Annotated in this window: 18 protein-coding genes; 10 read left to right on the top strand and 8 right to left on the bottom strand. The window is 64.5% G+C overall.

Translation table 11 applies throughout. The features are described from left to right. Positions 1-27: 27 nt before the first annotated feature. Genes IRL76_RS06410 through IRL76_RS06395 form a run of 4 tightly spaced genes read right to left on the bottom strand, consistent with a single transcriptional unit; the run spans position 28 to position 4,212 of the window. The gene (locus IRL76_RS06410; RefSeq protein WP_425504513.1) at positions 28-1,125 is read right to left on the bottom strand and encodes a PA0069 family radical SAM protein; all 1,098 of its coding nucleotides are present in this window, start codon (positions 1,123-1,125) and stop codon (positions 28-30) included. Positions 1,126-1,165: 40 nt separating this feature from the next. Continuing rightward, positions 1,166-1,693 (bottom strand): molybdenum cofactor biosynthesis protein B, encoded by a 528-nt coding sequence (gene moaB, locus IRL76_RS06405; protein ID WP_200983950.1) that lies wholly within the window; start codon positions 1,691-1,693, stop codon positions 1,166-1,168. A gap of 12 nt (positions 1,694-1,705) precedes the next feature. After that, on the bottom strand, positions 1,706-3,457 hold the full coding sequence (locus tag IRL76_RS06400; protein WP_246450031.1) for a lytic transglycosylase domain-containing protein: 1,752 nt from the start codon (positions 3,455-3,457) through the stop codon (positions 1,706-1,708). Continuing rightward, positions 3,427-4,212, bottom strand: coding sequence for a uracil-DNA glycosylase family protein (locus tag IRL76_RS06395; protein ID WP_200983948.1), 786 nt, complete (start codon positions 4,210-4,212; stop codon positions 3,427-3,429). The genes IRL76_RS06400 and IRL76_RS06395 overlap by 31 nt, the downstream gene beginning before the upstream one ends. Positions 4,213-4,291: 79 nt before the next feature. On the opposite strand from IRL76_RS06395, the gene IRL76_RS06390 reads away from it, so the two are divergent. From IRL76_RS06390 to IRL76_RS06355, 8 genes are all read left to right on the top strand, one after another. After that, positions 4,292-5,941, top strand: coding sequence for an electron transfer flavoprotein-ubiquinone oxidoreductase (locus tag IRL76_RS06390; protein WP_200983947.1), 1,650 nt, complete (start codon positions 4,292-4,294; stop codon positions 5,939-5,941). An 8-nt stretch (positions 5,942-5,949) separates the two neighbouring features. Then, complete coding sequence (locus IRL76_RS06385; protein ID WP_200983946.1) at positions 5,950-6,453, top strand: hypothetical protein; 504 nt, start codon at positions 5,950-5,952, stop codon at positions 6,451-6,453. A 7-nt stretch (positions 6,454-6,460) separates the two neighbouring features. Further along, entirely contained in the window at positions 6,461-7,267 is an 807-nt protein-coding gene (locus tag IRL76_RS06380) for a 4-(cytidine 5'-diphospho)-2-C-methyl-D-erythritol kinase (RefSeq protein WP_200983945.1), read from the top strand. Further along, positions 7,264-7,989 carry an N-formylglutamate amidohydrolase gene (locus tag IRL76_RS06375; RefSeq protein ID WP_200983944.1) on the top strand — a complete coding sequence of 242 codons (726 nt, stop codon included), beginning with the start codon at positions 7,264-7,266 and terminating at the stop codon, positions 7,987-7,989. Before IRL76_RS06380 ends, IRL76_RS06375 begins: the two co-directional genes overlap by 4 nt. 90 nt (positions 7,990-8,079) lie before the next feature. Beyond that, positions 8,080-9,924: a dihydroxy-acid dehydratase gene (ilvD, locus tag IRL76_RS06370; RefSeq protein WP_200983943.1), complete on the top strand. Its 1,845-nt coding sequence runs from the start codon at positions 8,080-8,082 to the stop codon at positions 9,922-9,924. Positions 9,925-9,962: 38 nt separating this feature from the next. Further along, a complete protein-coding gene (locus tag IRL76_RS06365) occupies positions 9,963-10,319 on the top strand; it encodes a hypothetical protein (protein ID WP_200983942.1) in 357 nt (118 codons plus the stop codon). Beyond that, entirely contained in the window at positions 10,316-11,701 is a 1,386-nt protein-coding gene (locus IRL76_RS06360) for an NAD(P)H-hydrate dehydratase (RefSeq protein WP_246450029.1), read from the top strand. The genes IRL76_RS06365 and IRL76_RS06360 overlap by 4 nt, the downstream gene beginning before the upstream one ends. Beyond that, a complete protein-coding gene (locus tag IRL76_RS06355; RefSeq protein ID WP_200983941.1) occupies positions 11,698-12,888 on the top strand; it encodes a class I SAM-dependent RNA methyltransferase in 1,191 nt (396 codons plus the stop codon). Before IRL76_RS06360 ends, IRL76_RS06355 begins: the two co-directional genes overlap by 4 nt. On the opposite strand, the gene IRL76_RS06350 is transcribed toward IRL76_RS06355, so the two are convergent. The 4 genes from IRL76_RS06350 to IRL76_RS06335 are packed head-to-tail and all read right to left on the bottom strand — an operon-like array spanning position 12,885 to position 15,655. Further along, the gene (locus IRL76_RS06350; RefSeq protein WP_200983940.1) at positions 12,885-13,664 is read right to left on the bottom strand and encodes a hydrolase 1, exosortase A system-associated; all 780 of its coding nucleotides are present in this window, start codon (positions 13,662-13,664) and stop codon (positions 12,885-12,887) included. The two genes, IRL76_RS06355 and IRL76_RS06350, sit on opposite strands and share 4 nt — an antisense overlap. Next, positions 13,661-14,290: an alpha/beta hydrolase family protein gene (locus IRL76_RS06345; RefSeq protein ID WP_246450027.1), complete on the bottom strand. Its 630-nt coding sequence runs from the start codon at positions 14,288-14,290 to the stop codon at positions 13,661-13,663. The genes IRL76_RS06350 and IRL76_RS06345 overlap by 4 nt, the downstream gene beginning before the upstream one ends. 58 nt (positions 14,291-14,348) lie before the next feature. Next, positions 14,349-14,627, bottom strand: a complete 279-nt coding sequence (locus tag IRL76_RS06340; RefSeq protein WP_200983938.1) for an acyl carrier protein — start codon at positions 14,625-14,627, stop codon at positions 14,349-14,351. Between the two features lie 38 nt (positions 14,628-14,665). Beyond that, the gene (locus tag IRL76_RS06335; RefSeq protein WP_246450026.1) at positions 14,666-15,655 is read right to left on the bottom strand and encodes a GNAT family N-acetyltransferase; all 990 of its coding nucleotides are present in this window, start codon (positions 15,653-15,655) and stop codon (positions 14,666-14,668) included. A 26-nt stretch (positions 15,656-15,681) separates the two neighbouring features. Here IRL76_RS06335 and IRL76_RS06330 point away from each other — a divergent pair, with 26 nt between their 5' ends. Both IRL76_RS06330 and IRL76_RS06325 read left to right on the top strand, forming a co-directional pair. Then, a complete protein-coding gene (locus IRL76_RS06330; protein WP_200983937.1) occupies positions 15,682-17,196 on the top strand; it encodes an acyl-CoA ligase (AMP-forming), exosortase A system-associated in 1,515 nt (504 codons plus the stop codon). Further along, on the top strand, positions 17,193-18,419 hold the full coding sequence (locus IRL76_RS06325; protein WP_200983936.1) for a pyridoxal-dependent decarboxylase, exosortase A system-associated: 1,227 nt from the start codon (positions 17,193-17,195) through the stop codon (positions 18,417-18,419). The genes IRL76_RS06330 and IRL76_RS06325 overlap by 4 nt, the downstream gene beginning before the upstream one ends. Positions 18,420-18,479 lie beyond the last annotated feature (60 nt).

Genomic DNA, 18,479 nt, shown 5'->3' with positions numbered 1-18,479 from the left:
ACAGGCGCAAGTCATTGCGCAATGCCTCTATAGAAGGCGCATCTGTCCGCCCACGGCCGGTGGTCTGAATTTCGTGCAGTCCAGTTCGAACTTCGCCTTGCCCAGACCGGCCCGCTTGCATGCAAGGCGGAAACGGGCACGGAAGAGATCGGCCCAAACACCGGTCGGCTTCATCCGGCTGAAGAAGTTTGGATCGTTGTCCTTCCCATCGCGGATCGACCTCACGATGCTCATCACCTTGTCTCCGCGCTCTGGGTAGTGGACAGACAGCCACTCACGGAAGAGCGGGGCAACTTCATGCGGCAGGCGCAGGGGTATCCAGCCGCAAGAATCAACACCGAGAGCGGCCGCGCGCTGGACGGTCTCCTCCATGAATTCGTCCGTGATCGCCGGGATGACCGGGGCGACCGAACAGTGGCTTGGAACGCCAGCATCGACGAGTTTCTGTAAAGCTGCGAGGCGCTTGGCCGGAGAAGCTGCGCGCGGTTCGAGCTTGCCAGACAGCCTGGGGTCCAGCGTTGTCACCGATATCGCCACCGCCACGAGGCGTAGCCTGGCCATTTCCTCGAGCAGATCGAGATCTGCAACGACGCGGTCCGACTTGGTAGTGATCGTGACCGGGTGTCGCGCATCCAGGCAAACCTCGAGGACGCTGCGTGTTATGCGATAGCGGTTCTCGATAGGTTGGTACGGATCGGTGTTGGTGCCCATGGCGATGGGTTTGGGTCGGTACTTCGGCTTCGCTAGCGTCGCCCGGAGGATCTCGGCCGCGTTCGGCTTGGCAAACAGCTTGGTCTCGAAATCGAGGCCAGGGGACAGGTCGTGGTAGGCATGGGTAGGCCTGGCGAAGCAATAGACGCAGCCATGCTCGCATCCACGATAGGCGTTGATCGAGCGGTCGAAACCGATGTCGGGCGACTGGTTGAAGCTGAGGATCGTCTTGGGACGTTCTTCGGTGACCTCAGTCTTCAGTTTTATCGGAGGACCACCTTCGAGATTGCCCAGCATCTCCATGTAGTCGCGCCAGTCGCCATCAACTTCGCGCGTGGCGAGGCCGAAGCGCGTCGGCACGTCAGCGCCTTGCGCGCCGCGTCCGGCAATGGCTGGGGCGAGTCGGCGTTCCACGCATGAGAACATACATGGAACGAAAGCGTTCGAACAGAGGTTACCGCTCTCGCAGGCGCGGCATTAGCTCGACGAAATTGCAGGGCCGATTGCGGCTGTCGAGCTGCTCGGCCAGGATCATGTCCCAACCGTCCTTCACCGCGCCGTTCGAGCCAGGCAGGGCAAAGATATAGGTCCCGCGCGCCAGCACCGCACAGGCTCGACTCTGGATCGTGCTGGTGCCGATGGTCTTGTAGCTGAGCCAGCGGAACAGTTCGCCGAAGCCGGGGATGTCCTTGCTTTTCACGCGGTCGAGCGCCTCGGGGGTAACGTCGCGCCCGGTCAGTCCGGTTCCGCCCGTGGTGATGACGCAATCGATCGCCTCGTCATCGATCCAGCGGTGGAGGTGTGCTGCAATCTGTTCGACGCTGTCTCGGCTGATCTCGCGCGCGGAAAGTTCGTGGCCGGCGCCAAGTATGCGCTCGGCGAGGATGTCCCCGGAAGTGTCATCGGCCAAAGTGCGCGAATCCGAGATCGTCAGCAGGGCAATCCGGATCGGCTTGAAGGTGCGGCTTTCGTCGATTGCCATGTTCGGTAATCCCTATCTCGCCCGCGGAAACATGGGCCAATCGTTCTCGGCAAGTTCCTTGCGACTTGGCGCGGGTGCATCGGCCTGTCGCAAGTACATCCAGTAATTGCGCATCACGATGGCGACGTATCCGCGCGTCTCCCAATAGGGGATCGATTCCATGTAGAGCAGCGGGTCGTTCTGGTCGCGGACCTCGCTCTCCCAACGGGAAACGGGTGTCGGTCCCGCATTATAGGCCGCCATGACCTTGGGCAGCTTTCCTTGCGTATATCCTGCCGATCCCAGCGATTCGAGCGTGCGCTGGCCGAAGGCGAGGTTTACTGCGGGGTCCTTGAGATTTGCGCTCGCGCTCATGTTGATCGAAGCGGCGTATTCACGCGCGGCGATAGGCCGGATCTGCATCAGGCCGATGGCATTCGCCGGGCTGACGACGCTCTCGCGAAAGTTCGACTCCTGCAGCGCGTGGGCGAATGCCAGTGCCGGGTCGATGCGCCATCCGCCAACAGGTGCACGGAAAGTGACCGGATAGCGCAAGCTTGGATGCGAGGAAGCGCCGCGCGGCGCATTGTAGGCCATGAAGTTCTGGGCACCGGTCAGACCCAGCGCGCGTGCCAGGCGCGACAAGGCACCGAAGTCCGCCGGATCGCCTGTCCGCACCAGCCAGCGCAGAACCTCGTCGGCCTCGTCTCTCCTGCCGATTTCGGCGAGCATGACCGCCTGCCTCGCAGCATCCTCGTCTCCCAGCCGACGCCAATCCTCCGGTGTCAGGTCGGGGGTCGCATGGGTTCCCGGCAAATCTCGGCCGAGTTGTTCGTGGGCGAGCATGCCATACAGGGTTTCGGGATATCGCGTCGCGGCGCGCAGCTGCTCGGCCGCACGTTCCGGCTCGCGGCAGCGGGTGAGGGCGCGGCTCGCCCAGTAATTCGCCGCAGTCGCCAGCTCGGGATTGGTGGCGCTTCCGGCACTGCGCAGGAACGCCTTGGCCGCATTGTCGCAATCGCCCAGCCGCCACGCGGAAAGGCCTGCAACCCAGTCTCCCTCGGCCAGCCAGGGACCGCTGCCGCCATCGCGCACGCTCTCCGCCTGTGCCCAGGCCTGCGCATCGCGGTTCTCGATGTAATAGCTCCAGGCGATGCGCTGGCGCCACTCGGCACGCGCGTCACCGGACAGGGTCGCATCGACACCGTCGAGCAACAGCCGCGCACCATCGGGATCGTCCTTGGTGATCCGCTCGAGGATAGCCTCGCCGACCGAGGCCGGCATCGTGCCATCCTGCACGCTAGACGGGCGGATGCGCTTGCTGAGGCCGGGCTGGCGCACCAGTTCGCGTTCGCGCGGGAGGTAAGGCGCATTCTCCAACCCGCGAGTCTGTCCGAGGCGCACGATCCCGGCTGCCTGCGGCAGGCGGCTGTAGCGCGAAAGCCAGTCCTGGATCCGGGGCAATTCGATGCGCGGGCTTTGCGGGTGGAGGTAGTAGCTTGCCAGCGCTGCACCGTGCAGCGGGCCTTCGCTGCGCTCGGTCAGCATCACCTCGACCCGGCTCCAGTTCTGGGTGTCGATGGCTTCGTAGAACGAGCCGTAGAACGCACGGTCTTCATCCGACAAGAGGCGCGGGAGTGCCTGCTGGTGCGAGCGGGTGAAGTACTCGACACTGCTTTCCTGCACGGCAGCTGGCTGGGCAGCGAGCGGTGCGGCGAGGGTCAGGGCAATTATCGGGGGGAGGTATTTGGGAGTCATGCGGTCCAGTCGAGCCAGCGTTGCCACATCCGGGCGCGGCGGGCGGGGGAGCGGGCGATTTGCGATAGTTCGGGAGCGGACAGCAGCGGGATCATCGTGCCGCCGCATTCGATGGCCAGCGGTTCCTGCGCCTGTTCGGGAGCAATGCCGAACAAGGCCAGCTGTCCGCGACCCACGGCGAGCAGGCGCTGCGGCCGTGCCAGTGCGATATGGTGGCGCACGACCTCGCCGAGCCTGGCGCGCGAGAGTTCCTGCCAGTCGGGCAAAGCCATGGCCGAGGGGAGGGCGCTGGCAAGATAGGTCTCGTGCTCGGCCACGCCCATCGCTTTCAGCAGCGAAACCAGCAACTGCCCGGCTCCGCCTGTCAGCAGGCCTTCCGCATCATCCTGCTCGGGCTGGCCGACCAGGACCATCAACCTTGCTCCGGCAACTCCGCGCGGCGGAAGGCGCCTGTCGAGCGCGCCTTCGCCGAGAGAGGCCTCGGTCATCCACCATTCGCGAAAATTTTCCAGCGTGTCGGGCCACCCGGTCTGCGGCCCGCCCATAACCGGACGATCTTCCTGTTCGAGAGCACGCTGGAGCGGGCTTTGGGGAGGAGGAGCGACCGCAATGGGTGGCGGCGGAGCCGCTACGGCATCTTCGGGCTCGGGCTTTGCCAGCCAGTCAGTGGCTTCTTCCGAAAAATCGCAGTCGACGCCTGCCTCGCGCCACCAGTCGAGCGCCCCCTCGATCGCGTCGAGGGGCGTGAAATCGCCGGTTTCGAGGGGGATTGCATCGCTCATCGGTTGGTCGCAGGTCTTGACCTCTAACGCGCCACCAATCAAGGCATCGAGACCGAATACGCGACGAAAAGAGAGTGACATGAGCGAACGCGAATCGATGCCCTGCGACGTAGTGATCATCGGCGGCGGCCCGGCGGGCCTCGCGGCGGCGATCCGGTTGAAGCAGATCAACGGCGAACTCGAAGTCGTCGTGCTCGAAAAGGGCAGCGAAATCGGCGCCCACATCCTCTCCGGCGCGGTGGTCGATCCCAAGGCGCTCGACGAACTTCTGCCCGAATGGCGGACCATGGGTTGCCCGATGGCGGAGACGCCGGTGACCGACAACTGGCACTGGGTGCTCTCGGAAACCGGCAAGTCGGACATGCCGCACCTGATCATGCCGCCGTTCCTTTCGAACGATGGCAATTACACCGGTTCGCTCGGCAATCTTTGCCGGTGGCTGGCCGAACAGGCCGAGGGTCTGGGGGTCATGATCTTCCCGGGCTTCCCCGCTGCCGAAGTGCTTTTCGACGAGAGTGGTGCGGTTACCGGCGTGGCGACGCAGGACATGGGCATCGCGGCCGATGGCAGCCACAAGGGCGACTACCAGCCCGGTATGGAGATCCACGCCAAGTACACGCTCTTCGCCGAAGGCGCGCGCGGCAACCTCACCAAGCAAATGAAGGCAAAGTACGACCTTGAGGCGGATTGCCAGCCGCAGGTCTACGGCATCGGGATCAAGGAACTGTGGGACATCGATCCCGCCAAGCACGAACAGGGTCGCGTGATCCACACGCAGGGCTGGCCGCTGAGCGAGACCGGCACCTGGGGCGGCGGGTTCCTCTACCACCAGGCGAATGGGCAGGTGGCCGTGGGCTTCGTGACCGCGCTCGACTATGCCAATCCCTACGTTTCGCCCTACCAGGAATTCCAGCGCTGGAAGCACCATCCGGAGATCGCCGCGATCCTCGAAGGTGGCAAGCGGGTCGCCTACGGCGCGCGCGCGATCAACGAGGGTGGCTGGCAGTCGGTGCCCAAGCTTGCTTTCCCGGGCGGCGCGCTGATCGGCTGTTCGGCCGGCTTCGTGAACGTGCCGCGCATCAAGGGCAGCCACACCGCGATGAAGAGCGGGATGCTTGCCGCTGAAAGCATTGCGGCAGCGGTCGCCGCAGGCAGCCAGCACAGCGAACTGATGGATTATGACGCCGCAGTCCGGTCGAGCTGGATCGCCACGGAGCTGAAGCTCGTGCAGAACGCGCAGCCTGCCGTCGCCAAGTGGGGCGAAGATCTCGGCACCGTGATCGCCGGGATCGACATGTGGATGCGGACGCTCAAGATCGGCCTGCCGATCACCATGAAGCACCACCGTGACTACACCGCCCTCCAGCGTGCCGACCTGCACAAGCCGATCGACTATCCGAAGCCCGACGGAAAGCTGAGCTTCGACCGCCTGACCAATGTCGCCTTCAGCTACACCAACCATGCCGAGGACCAGCCCGTCCACCTGCAGGTCAAGGACATGGAACTGCAAAAGGCGAGCGAGCTCGGCGTCTTCGCCGGACCCTCGACCCGCTACTGCCCGGCAGGCGTCTACGAATGGCTGGTCGACGAGGCGACGGGCGAGCCCAAGTACCAGATCAATTCGCAGAACTGTGTCCACTGCAAGACCTGCGACATCAAGGACCCCAACCAGAACATCAACTGGACCACGCCCGAAGGCGGCGGCGGGCCGAACTACCCGAATATGTGATCGCTAAGGTGGCTAAGGCTGAATGCGAATGTTCGACGCTTGGTGTATTCCACATCGTCGGAATGGGCGACAGCGAGGGCCGGGATAAACGCATCTTCGCCTCCCTTGAGAATGTCATCAACTATGGCGAGGATAAGTGGTGGCTTTATGTGTCGAGGTGTTCGGCTTGTGGGCAAGACTGGATGATAGCCCAGGAGGAACGGATTCACGACTTCTATTACCTCAGGCGACTTTCTCACGATGAGATGCAAAAGATATCTGCACAGAACGAATGGCCGCCGGACTTTCTTAGCTTTGAGGAGGTAATCAAGCTCGGTCCGGATAACTCTCATGTAGCGACATTCTTCGATGCCAACGATCTGACCGATACAATCAAGGAACTGATGGAAGCTCGAGCCGAGATAACCGCATCAGAGGTTGCCTATCTATTCTGCTTATCTGAGCGTGAAGCGAAGCGTCTGATGGACCGAGCGAGGCGGATGACATGGTCTCAGCTTCGGCCTTTTGCCTGAGTCCGAGATGCGCGAAACCGCCTACGCCAAGATCAACCTCGCGCTGCATGTCCGCAGGCGGCGCGAGGATGGGTATCATGAGCTCGAGACGGTCTTTGCATTCGTCGACAGGGGTGATGTCCTGCGGGCTACGCAATCTCCGCGCGACAGGTTGACGACAGTCGGTGAATTCGGCGGCGCGCTTACCGATCCGTTCGACAACATCGTCATGCGCGCGCTTGGTGCCTTGCCGCGTTTCGAGGGAATGGACATCACCCTCAAAAAGAACCTTCCTGTCGCAGCGGGATTGGGCGGGGGATCGGCGGACGCCGGGGCGATTTTCCGCATGGTCGAGATGTCACACGGCCTGCCCGACGACTGGCGCGAACGGGCGGCGAAGCTGGGCGCTGACGTCCCGGCTTGTATCGAGAGCCGCACTTGCATCGGTCGGGGGACGGGGACCGAACTCGAACCTGCCGACGATAGCCTTTCAGGAACACCGGTATTGCTGGTCAACCCGCGCGTGCCCCTCTCGACCGGGCCGGTGTTCCAGCACTGGGACGGTGAGGACCGGGGCGCACTGCCGGAGGGTGATGTGCGAACCGTTTCGCTCGAGGGACGCAACGATCTCGAGGCACCCGCCATTTCGCTATGCCCGCAGGTCGCGGGAGTCCTTGCCGCGCTGCACGGAACTTCGCCGTTTCTCGCCCGTATGTCAGGTTCTGGCGCGACCTGTTTCGCGCTGTTCGAAACCGAAACAGCGCGGGACGAGGGCGCGGCACGCATCGCCGCCGAGCATCCGGGCTGGTGGCAGATGAAGGGCAAGCTCAGATGATCGATGGCAGGCCGTACCGGCAGGCAGGTGTCGGCGACCTGAGAACCGGTGGCGTGATTTGCGTCGCCGACCATGCCTCGAACCACGTCCCGGCCGGTGTCGAACTCGGCATCGATCGATCGTTGCTGAACGATCACATCGCGATCGACATCGGCGTGGAGGGCGTTGCCGACCGGCTTGCACGCCGCCATGGTCTGCCCGCACACATTGCCAGCGTCAGCCGCCTGGTCTGCGACTTCAATCGCGACGAGGAGGATCCGGCCGCCGTACCGACAACCAGCGACGGTCACCTGATCCCCGGCAATATCGGGGCGGATGTCGAAGCACGCCTCGACCGCTTTCACCGGCCCTATCACGACGCGCTCGCCGATTTCGTTGCCGCAGCTCGACCAAGGCTCATCGTCGCGCTTCACAGCTTTACCCCGGCCTTGAAAACCAGTGACCAGGAACGACCTTGGGAGGTGGCCCTGCTCTACAACGAGGACGACCGGGCAGCGCGGCATGCCATCAGAATGCTCGGCCAGCAGGGGCTGAATGTGGGCGATAACGAGCCCTATTCGGGCAAGGATCTCAATGCGACGATGAACCGTCATGCCGAGGCGAACGGCATTCCCTATTGCGCGATCGAGATCCGGCAGGATCAGATTGCGACCGAAGCCGGGCAGGCGCGCTGGGCCATGCTGTTGGCCGATGTGATGGGCCGCGTCGCGCTCGAAGTCTGAAAGGCAGGCTTGGCCCGCCTCGCGCAAATCCAGCGTTAGCACCCGGCTGTCTCTCTGCTAGGCTTCGTGCCAAGCCAAGAGAGATCAGTCATGCCCGCCTACCGTTCACGCACTACCACCCATGGCCGCAACATGGCCGGAGCACGCGGATTGTGGCGTGCGACAGGAATGAAGGACGGCGATTTCGGGAAGCCGATCATCGCGGTTGTGAACAGCTTTACACAGTTTGTCCCCGGACATGTCCACCTCAAGGACCTTGGCCAGCTGGTTGCGCGCGAGATCGAGGCAGCCGGCGGCGTGGCCAAGGAATTCAACACCATCGCGGTCGATGATGGCATCGCCATGGGCCACGACGGGATGCTCTATTCGCTGCCCAGTCGCGACCTCATCGCCGACAGCGTCGAGTACATGGTCAATGCCCACTGTGCCGATGCGATGGTGTGCATTTCCAACTGCGACAAGATCACCCCGGGCATGCTGATGGCGGCGCTGCGGCTCAATGTGCCCGCAGTCTTCGTCAGCGGCGGACCGATGGAAGCGGGCAAGGTCGTTCTCAAGGGCAAGGAGGTCGCGCTCGACCTTGTCGATGCGATGGTGGCTGCGGCAGACGAGGCATACAGCGACGAGGAAGTGACCGCGATCGAGCAGAACGCCTGCCCGACCTGCGGGTCATGCAGCGGCATGTTCACTGCCAACTCGATGAACTGCCTCACCGAAGCGTTGGGCCTGTCGCTGCCGGGCAATGGCTCGACGCTGGCGACCCACGCCGACCGCAAGGGCCTGTTCGAGCGCGCGGGGCGGCTCGTGGTTACGCTGGCCAAGCGCTATTACGAAGAGGAGGACGAAAGCGTCCTGCCGCGCTCCATCGCCAGCTTCGAAGCGTTCGAGAACGCGATGAGCCTCGACATCGCCATGGGCGGGTCGACCAACACCGTGCTCCACCTGCTCGCCGCTGCGCATGAAGCGGGCGTCGATTTCAGCATGAAGGATATCGACCGGCTCAGCCGCCAGGTGCCGTGCCTGTCGAAGGTCGCTCCGGCCAAGAGCGACGTCCACATGGAGGACGTTCATCGCGCTGGCGGCATCATGGCGATCCTCGGCGAGCTCGAGAAGGCAGGCCTGCTCCATACCGCGCTGCCGACCGTACACAGCCCGACAATGGGCGATGCTCTGGACGACTGGGACATCGGCCGGACGCAGAACAACAAGGTGCGCGAATTCTTCTCAGCCGCGCCCGGTGGGGTTCCGACACAGACCGCATTCAGCCAGTCGCGCCGCTGGGAAGAGCTCGATCTCGACCGTGAGAACGGGGTAATCCGCAGCGCCGAACATGCCTTCAGCAAGGATGGCGGGCTGGCAGTGCTTTACGGAAATATCGCGCGCGAGGGTTGCATCGTGAAGACGGCGGGCGTGGACGAGAGCATCCTGAATTTCTCTGGCCCGGCAAAGGTTTACGAGAGCCAGGACGATGCCGTGACCGCAATCCTGACAGGACAGGTTGTAGAGGGTGACGTAGTGGTTATTCGCTATGAGGGACCACGCGGCGGTCCTGGCATGCAGGAAATGCTCTACCCGACCAGCTATCTTAAATCGAAGGGGCTGGGGGCGGCCTGTGCGCTGCTGACCGACGGGCGTTTTTCGGGCGGCACTTCCGGCCTTTCGATCGGTCACGTTTCGCCCGAGGCCGCCGAGGGCGGCGAGATCGGTCTGGTCGAGAGCGGGGACATCGTCGAGATTTCGATTCCCGACCGGACCATCAACCTTGTGGTGTCTGACGAGGTCCTGGCCGAGCGCCGTGCGGCGCAGGACGCCAAGGGCTGGACTCCTGCCAAGCAGCGCGAGCGTCGCGTGTCTCCTGCACTCGAAGCCTATGCTGCGATGACCACCTCTGCCGCGCGCGGGGCAATCCGCGACGTGTCGCAAATCAAGCGCTGAGGCTTGCCCCCGCCTGCTGCGCGTGGCAGCGGCGCGGGATGATCACGACGCGCTTGGCCTTTTCGATGCTACTCGCCGTGGGCGCGCTTGGCGGTTGCTCTGCCGAGGTGTCGCCGGATGTGGCGGAGCAGGGCGGCAGGCCGGTCGAATGCGCCTTGGGCAATGCTGCCGACTTCGAGCCGGGCTGCAGGTTGGTCGAGGTCGCCGACAAGGGGGCAACCTATTTCATCGTCCGCCATCCGGACGGTGGCTTCCGACGGCTTGAGCTTGCCGAAACCGCGAGCGGGTTCGTCGCCGGAGATGGTGCCGCCGCATCCATGAGCACTCGCGAAGGCGACTATGTCATCCTTTCTGTCGGGGGCGACCGGTACCGGTGGAAGGAAACCGCGCAGTGAGCGATCCAGTCCTTACCGTTGCCCAGATGCGGGCTGCCGAACAGGCCGCGATGGCTGCAGGCACCAGCGAATGGGAACTGATGCAGCGCGCCGGGCGCGGGGCTGCACACTGGGTCGCGCGCATGGCTGCGGGCAGGGCGGTGACGGTGCTCTGCGGTCCGGGCAACAACGGCGGCGACGGTTACGTGATAGCCGAGGAACTTCGCAGACAAGGTAACCACGTCAGGGTGGTCGCGCCGCTTGATCCAGGAACCGCAACCGCACGCATCGCTGCCGAGGCGTATCAAGGTGAGCGTCAGGAGATGGCGACGAGGTTGGGCGATCCGGTCGTGGTGGATTGCCTGTTTGGTTACGGATTGTCGCGCGAGGTTTCGGGCGAGTTCGCGAAATTGCTCGAACTTCTCGGTATTACCGATTGTTTCAAAATAGCAATTGACGCCCCCAGCAGCGTCGAGAGCGACACCGGAAAACTGCTTGGGCCCATGGTCGAATACGACCTGACCCTTGCACTAGGGGCATGGAAGCAGGCGCATTTCCTTATGCCTGCGAGTGCGCACATGGGGGCCTTGCGGTGCGTACCCATAGGGCTAGCAATCGACGAGGGTGTCAGCGTGGAATCGCAAAGGCCACGCATTGCCGCACCATCGACCGACGATCACAAATATCGGCGCGGGCTGCTTGCCATCATAGCAGGCGCAATGCCCGGTGCGCCCCTCCTGGCAGCCGAGGCGGCGATGCGGGCGGGGGCAGGGTATGTGAAGCTGCTCAGCAATCACTCGCACCCCGATGCACCGGCTGAACTTGTCGTCACCGAACAGGTGAACGAAGCGCTCGATGATGCGCGGAACAGTGCCTTGCTGTTCGGTCCGGGCGCAGGGCGTGACGAAGCTGCGAGGGATATCCTCGTCCAGGTTCTCGAGCGCCGCCTGCCGACCGTTCTCGACGCCGATGCGCTGCACCTCCTCGATCCCGACATGCTGGAAGGTGGCGACGTCACGAAGCTGTGCATCACTCCGCACGAAGGCGAACTGGCGCGGTTATGCGATGCCTTTGGCGTCACGGCGGACAGCAAGCTCGATCGTGCACGCGGCCTGCACGACGTCACCGGACTGACCGTGCTTGCCAAGGGACCGGACACGATCCTCGTCGGTGACGGCGCGACGCGTTTCTTTCCGCGCGGTTCGAGCTGGCTCTCGGTCGCGGGAACGGGCGATGTCCTCGCCGGCATAGTGGCGTCACGACTGGCTGGGCACGGCGATCCGCTGCGCGCTTGCGAGGAGGGTGAGTGGCTGCACCACGAAGCTGCACGACTGGCGTCACCGGCTTTCACTGCCGGCGATCTTGCGCGAGCGGTCAAACCGGCCATGGCGTCATTCCTGTGAGCGAGGAAGTCATCCGCATTGCCGCCAAGGGCGATGGCGTCACCGCGTCTGGTCGTCATGTGCCCGGAGGCGTGCCGGGTGACGTCGTGAATGATGACGGCACTCTCTCTCCGGGGCCGCATCATGCAACACCGCCGTGCCGCCACTTCGGTACCTGCGGGGGATGCCAGCTCCAGCAGGCGGATGAAGAGGCACTGCGCGGCTTCGTCACCGAACGGGTGGCTTTCGCAGCCGAGGGGCAGGGGATTGCGGTTGGAGAGCTCCTGCCGACCCGTCTCTCCCCGCCGCGTACGCGCCGACGCGCAACGCTCCATGGCCTGCGGGCCGGGCAGGGCGCGGTACTGGGGTTCAGGGAAAGGGGCTCCCACCGGATTGTCGACATGAAGGAGTGCCACATCCTCCTTCCGCAGCTGTTCGATCTCGTCGCCCCCTTGCGCGTCCTTGTTGCAAAGCACGCGGAGCGCCAGCCGGTCGACATCGAACTGACCACCATCGATCAGGGTATCGACTGCACGGTGAAGGGCATCGCTGCCGAGGGACTCGCGACGACGGAGGCCATGCTCGACTTCGCCCGCGACCATTCACTCGCGCGCCTGTCGCTGGATCGCGGATACGGGCCGGAAACTGTCTGGGAACCGGTCCCTGCCACCGTCACCCTGGCGGAAGTCGCAGTGCCGTTCCCGCACGGCAGCTTTCTCCAGCCGACCGCGGACGGTGAGAGCGCTCTGGTGGAAGACGCCAGGGCCTTTATCGGCGACGCAGCGACGATAGCCGATCTTTTCTCCGGTCTCGGCACATTCGCCTTTTCGCTGGTCGAGGGACGCAAGGTCCTGGCGGTCGAGGCAGCTCGCGATGCGCATCTGGCCTGCAAGGCAGCGGCGAACATGCGCGGGCTGCAGGTACATTCGCTCCATCGCGACCTGTTTCGCAACCCGCTGCAGGCGGATGAGGCGGGACGGTTCGGCGCGATCCTGCTCGATCCGCCGCGTGCCGGTGCGAGGGAACAGGTCGCCCAGATCGCGGCCAGCACGGCCACGCGCGTTGCCTACATCAGCTGCAACCCGCAAAGCTGGGCAAAGGATGCCAAGACCCTGATCGAGGCAGGCTTCAGGCTCGAAAAGCTGCGTCCGGTCGGCCAGTTTCGCTGGTCGACCCATGTCGAACTGACGAGCTATTTCACGCGCTAGGCGCGCAGGACCTCCAGGATCCGGTCGAGGAGCCATTTCTGGCCCTCTTCGCTCGAATAGGAATGGTCAGCTCCGCCGCAGCGCAGGATTCGCGTGTCGCCCTTGTCCCAGCGTTCGGCGAAAAGCTGGCCGGTGCGGTCACGCTCGGCGATCAGGATCTGCACCGGACCGCCGAACCCTGACAGCCCTGAACGGAGCTCTTCCGTGAGCGTAGAGGGCGCCGCCCTTGCCCGGGTCGCCTGCGCCAGTCCGCGCGCCAGCTTGCCCAGGTCCACCTTGCCGGTCAGCAGCCGCACCACTTCGCGCGGGTTCCTCAGCTTGTCGGCGTAGCGGGAGCGGACTTCGGCGGAGGACGTGGTGTGATCGTCCTCGTCACCGTCGATGGTCCACGGGTTGCTGAGGATCAATGCGTCGAAATCCTCGCCCCCGGCCAGCATCAGCGCCGAGGCCGCATCGCAATTGCCGAAGCCGACGACGCGCTCGACGCGGGGGGCAATGGCGCGAAACGCGGCAAGGGCGGCGGCAATGTCCTTGCGCGAGCGGCGGAACCCGCGGTTCTCGCCCTCACTGTCACCGATGCCGCGGCGATCGAAGCGGAACACCGGGAAGCCGGCGCTCGCCAGTTCTGCCGCGAGCCGAGCCTGTCCGTTGAAGGCGCCCGCGCGCACCTCGTTGCCACCCGATACGATAAGCAGGCCGGTCCTGCCCGCAGCCTCGTCCAACGTCGCGCCGCAACGGCGCCCCTGGCATTCGAAGGTCAGCGCCATGCGGGTCATTCCGAAAGCGCTTTCCCGGCGACGATCGCGGCGAGGGCGCTGGCCTGTTCCGGATCGTAATCGTTTTCCGAGCGCAGCCAGATCGAGGTGCCGCCGACGTCGGACTGACCCACAAGCTCGTGTCCTTCACCGGCCTCCCAGGTTTCCGCCTCGAGCTCGCGCACAAGTGCCGGTCCGAGATCCCAGCCAGCGATGGTAATGCCGTCTTGCCGGGCGGTTGCGAGGATATCGGCGCTCGTCATGCTCGCGCCTGCTTCCCTGGCCGCGACGAGATGGGTCCTGACGAGACCGCGCAGTACCTGCGACGGCTTGGGCGGGGCAAACAGCCAGCCCGGCAATTCATCGGGTGCGAACCAGGCTCCGGACCGCATGGCGAGGATATGGGTCGCCCGGAAATGGCCCGCAGCGGCATTTGCGGCCTGCCGCCACCCGGCCAGGGTCTGCTCTGCGTGAGGCGCGAGGCTTTCGTTGCAGCCCGGCAGGTCAGGGAGGAAACTGTCGACCTCTGTTTTGTCGAGAAGCTTCATGGTTTCATAGATTTGATGGCGAAACTTGTTGGCCTCTTCGAAGAGCGGTGCGAGCACCAGCACGCGCCGTTCCCGGCGCTTGTCGAAGGCCAGTGCCATTTCTTCCCCACTGCCGCCTACGGGTGTGGGGCAGGGCCAGCTGACGTACACGTGCCTCTCAGGCTCCGGCCACCTTCGCCTCGGCGAAGGTCAGGAGGCCGCCGTAGGTCTCCAGCATTTCTGCTTCCAGGTCCTCGTCGTCGATCACGATGCCGAGACGGTCTTCCATCTCGGTGAGGAGCGTTGCGACCGCCATCGAGTCGAGCTCAGGGATATGGCCGAACAGCCCCGTGTCGCTATCGAACGCCGCCACTTGCTCGCCGTCGAGCGACAGGACGTCGCTCAGGATGGATCGCAGGGCGGTGTCCGTATCGGTGCTGGCAGTCTCGGCAGTCATGTAACTCGTCAATTCCCCTGGCTCAGGAGGCCACGGCCTTAGCGGCGGGGCGATTGGCGTGCAAGGCGACGGGCCAGCGCCTTGGCCAGAGGCAGCCAGGCCGCGGGCTGGCGCCAATCGAGGCAGGTCAGGCGGTAGCGGGCCCGCACACGCTCCATCCAGTCGCGCTTGTAGGCATCGGTCCCCGTGCCGAAGTCGACGAGGTCAACCTTGTCGGTATCGATGACATGCTCGAACATTGCCGCACTGAGCGTCGTACCGGCCGAAAGCGGCTTTGCGGCTTCGACATGGGCCAGCTTGTGGATGTAGGCCGTGCCATTCTCCACGGTCCAGAACTGGGCGGCGACCGGTTCCCCCCCCGATCTGGCGATGCCGATGCGAATGCGCCCGGATTCGCCTTCCGCGCGGGCAAAGGCTTCGAGCATGTCGGCGCGCTCTTCTTCGGGCTTCCAGCTGGCTTCATAGACCTTGCGATAGTCTCGCCATGCGGCCTCGTCGAAGGTGCGTAGGACTTGCGTCTCGACCTTGCCCGCCTTGCGCTTGAGCGTCGTGCGCATCTGGCCGGGGCGATAGGACCAGTAGCCAGCGAAATCGCGACCTTCGACCGGGAGCACATGGTTTTCGTCGCACTGCTCCCTGAACACCACCCACCCGGCCTTGCGAAATGCAGCGACGGTACGCGACGCGCTGCCGTCCTCGTCCGGAACGGGTTGCAGGACGATGCAATGGGTGCGGCTGCGCAGGTCTCGCGCAACGCCAGCCACCGCTTCGTCGGCAATTTCGTCGTTCCGACACAGGGGGCGCCAGGTGAAACTGAACCAGTTGACGAGGCTGCGCAGGCCCTCGGGGCTTTCGCACAAGGGCAGGGCGACCTTGCGGTGGGCATCCTCGCCGATGACGATGAGCGGTTGCGCGACATGCTCGCAAAGCAGCGAAAACCACTCGGAACGGTCGAAAGGACCGGTGGCAAACCGGTCGAAGTCTTGCAGTTTCTCGGCCTTGTCGTGATAGCTGACCGCGATGCTCACCCGGATATCCTTGCTGCGGAGCCCCGATGTCTGATCACACGCCCCATCCGCTCGATCAACTGGCGGAGCGCGGCGATGCACAGGCGCCTGCGCTGGTGCTGCGAGACCGGACCCTAGATTACGCCGCACTGCGCGAGCGCGTGGCGCAGCTCGCCGGGTGGCTGGCAAGCAGGGCGGAGAAGGGCGCAAGGGTCGCCAGCTGGGCTGCCAAGGGAGAGCTTACCTGCCTGCTCCCGCTGGCGGCAGCGAGGGCAGGGCTGGTCCATGTCCCGATCAATCCGCTCCTCAAGCGGGCGCAGGCGGCCCACATCCTCGCCGACAGCGGCTCCGTGCTGCTGATGGGCAACAAGGCGCGGATCGCCACCCTCGAGGAAAGTGATCTGCCGGCCGATTGCGAGGTGTTCGAGGAAGGCGAGGCCCTGCTGGCGGCGAGCGTTCTCGACAGCCCCCTTCCGCCCTCCGCAAACGATCCCGACGACTTGGCTGCAATCCTCTATACCAGCGGTTCCACCGGGCGGCCGAAAGGCGTCATGCTGAGCCATGCGAACATGTGGCTGGGTGCCGTCTCGGTAGCGGATTACCTCGACATGCGACCCGATGACGTCACGCTGTCGGTCCTGCCGCTCAGCTTCGACTATGGCCAGAACCAGCTCCTTTCGACCTGGTATGCTGGCGGCAGCGTAGTGCCGCTCGACTATCTCTTCCCGCGCGACGTCGCCAAGGCTTGCCAGAAGCACGCTATCACCACGCTTGCCGCAGTTCCGCCGCTCTGGGTGCAACTGACCGAACTCAACTGGAGCGATGAAGCAAAGGCGTCGCTGCGGCGATTGACCAATTCGGGCGGGGCGCTGACCACCGACCTCGTGCGCGATCTGCGCCGGCTGTTTCCCGATGCCCGCCTGTTCCCGATGTACGGCCTGACCGAGGCCTTTCGCTCGACATACCTCGATCCCGCACTGGTGGACGAGCACCCGACTTCGATGGGCACGGCCATTCCGTTCGCCGAGATCCTGGTCATCGCCGACAGCGGCGAGGTTGCAGCCCCGGGCGAGGAGGGCGAACTCGTCCACTGCGGACCTTTGGTTGCGCAGGGGTACTGGCAGGATCCCGAGCGCACGGCGGAACGGTTCAAGCCCGCCCCGGCGGCCTCGCACTACGGCGGCATGGCCGTCTGGTCGGGCGACCGTGCCAGACGGGAGGCCGACGGCCTGCTCTATTTCGTCGGGCGACGCGACGCGATGATCAAGTCCTCGGGCAACCGGATCAGCCCGCAGGAAATCGAGAGTGCGGCACTTGCTACGGGCCTTGTCGCCGAGGCCGTTGCGCTCGGCGTCAAGGACGAGCGTCTGGGCGATGCCATCCACCTCGTCGTCCGTGCCGCTGCGAACGCGGTCGGTGCACAGGAAGAGCTGCTCAAGGCCTTGCACAAGGAGCTCCCGACTTTCATGCATCCGCATGTGATCCACTGGCGCGACAAACTCCCGCTCAATCCCAACGGCAAGCTCGACCGCAACGCGATTGCCGAGGAAATCGGCGCATGAAGCCGGTCGGCCCCATCCCGGCAGGATACGCCGCCATCGATGGTGAACTGGCCATAGCGGGGCGGAAGGCGTCGGAGATTGTCGACGAGGCCGGTTCGACGCCGTTGTTCGTCTATTCTCGCGAATTGATCGAAGCGCGCGTACAGAAACTGCGCGATGCTCTCCCGGAACGAATCCGGCTGAATTATGCGATAAAAGCCAATAGCTTTGCGCCCGTTCTTCAGCACGTGTCGCAAATTGTCGATGGCCTCGACATTGCATCAGCCGGTGAACTCGAGATGGTCCGGGGAATCGGATATGACCTCACCCGCGTCAGCTTTGCCGGCCCCGGAAAGCGCGATGCCGAGCTTGAGGCGGCCATCGCTGCAGGTGTCACTCTCAACCTCGAGAGCGAGAACGAGGCCCGCCGCGCGCTCGCTATCGGCGAGAAACTGGGTGTCGTGCCGCGTCTTGCGATCCGGGTGAACCCGGATTTCGAGCTCAGGGGATCGGGCATGAAGATGGGCGGTGGGGCAAAGCCCTTCGGCGTCGATGCGGCCCGCGTTCCTGCGCTGGCCCGCGAGATCGTCGATGCCGGTTGCGATTGGCGCGGGCTCCACATCTTCACCGGCAGCCAGGCGCTGTCAGCGGAGGCGGTCATCGACATGCAGGCGAAAGTTCTCGACTGCGCCCACCGCATCGCCAGCGAGGCAGGTGTCCCCCTTCCGAAGCTCAACATGGGCGGCGGTTTCGGCATTCCGTACTTCGCCGGCGACGAGCCGCTCGACCTCGACGCCGTAGGCGAGGCGCTGGAGCGCGAACTCGCGGCATTGCCCGACACGCTGGCCGCTGCCGATCTCTTTGTCGAACTCGGCCGCTACATCGTGGGCGAGGCCGGGGTCTATCTGACCCGCATCGTCGATCGCAAGGAAAGCTACGGCGAAACCTACCTCGTCACGGACGGGGGCCTCCACCATCAGCTCGCGGCCTCGGGCAATTTCGGGACAGTTGTGCGCCGCAATTATCCGGTTGCCATCGCCACCCGTTTCGATGCCGAGCCGGTGGAAGAGGCCAATGTCGTCGGGTGCCTTTGCACTCCGCTTGACCGCCTCGCCGACAAGGCGCACCTGTCGCGAGCGGAGATCGGCGACCTCGTGGCGGTGTTCTGCGCCGGTGCCTATGGCGCGAGCGCGTCGCCCAGCGCCTTCCTCGGACAGGGACCGGCAGCCGAAGTCCTGATTTGAGACACCCGCCAAAAATGCGCTAAACCCGCAGAAATCCGGCGGGTTTGGGGTCGATGGATA

Source organism: Qipengyuania soli, from assembly GCF_015529805.1.
Taxonomy (GTDB): domain Bacteria; phylum Pseudomonadota; class Alphaproteobacteria; order Sphingomonadales; family Sphingomonadaceae; genus Qipengyuania; species Qipengyuania soli.
Note: the sequence above shows the minus strand (reverse complement) of the source record. Positions and strands in the feature narration are given on the sequence as shown.

Coding starts and splice junctions, on each gene's coding strand:
- moaB (WP_200983950.1), bottom strand. CDS start 1,693: ATGGCAATCGACGAAAGCCGCACCTTCAAGCCGATCCGGATTGCCCTG.
- IRL76_RS06395 (WP_200983948.1), bottom strand. CDS start 4,212: ATGAGCGATGCAATCCCCCTCGAAACCGGCGATTTCACGCCCCTCGAC.
- IRL76_RS06390 (WP_200983947.1), top strand. CDS start 4,292: ATGAGCGAACGCGAATCGATGCCCTGCGACGTAGTGATCATCGGCGGC.
- IRL76_RS06380 (WP_200983945.1), top strand. CDS start 6,461: ATGCGCGAAACCGCCTACGCCAAGATCAACCTCGCGCTGCATGTCCGC.
- IRL76_RS06375 (WP_200983944.1), top strand. CDS start 7,264: ATGATCGATGGCAGGCCGTACCGGCAGGCAGGTGTCGGCGACCTGAGA.
- ilvD (WP_200983943.1), top strand. CDS start 8,080: ATGCCCGCCTACCGTTCACGCACTACCACCCATGGCCGCAACATGGCC.
- IRL76_RS06365 (WP_200983942.1), top strand. CDS start 9,963: ATGATCACGACGCGCTTGGCCTTTTCGATGCTACTCGCCGTGGGCGCG.
- IRL76_RS06350 (WP_200983940.1), bottom strand. CDS start 13,664: ATGACCCGCATGGCGCTGACCTTCGAATGCCAGGGGCGCCGTTGCGGC.
- IRL76_RS06345 (WP_246450027.1), bottom strand. CDS start 14,290: ATGGCACTGGCCTTCGACAAGCGCCGGGAACGGCGCGTGCTGGTGCTC.
- IRL76_RS06340 (WP_200983938.1), bottom strand. CDS start 14,627: ATGACTGCCGAGACTGCCAGCACCGATACGGACACCGCCCTGCGATCC.
- IRL76_RS06330 (WP_200983937.1), top strand. CDS start 15,682: ATGTCTGATCACACGCCCCATCCGCTCGATCAACTGGCGGAGCGCGGC.
- IRL76_RS06325 (WP_200983936.1), top strand. CDS start 17,193: ATGAAGCCGGTCGGCCCCATCCCGGCAGGATACGCCGCCATCGATGGT.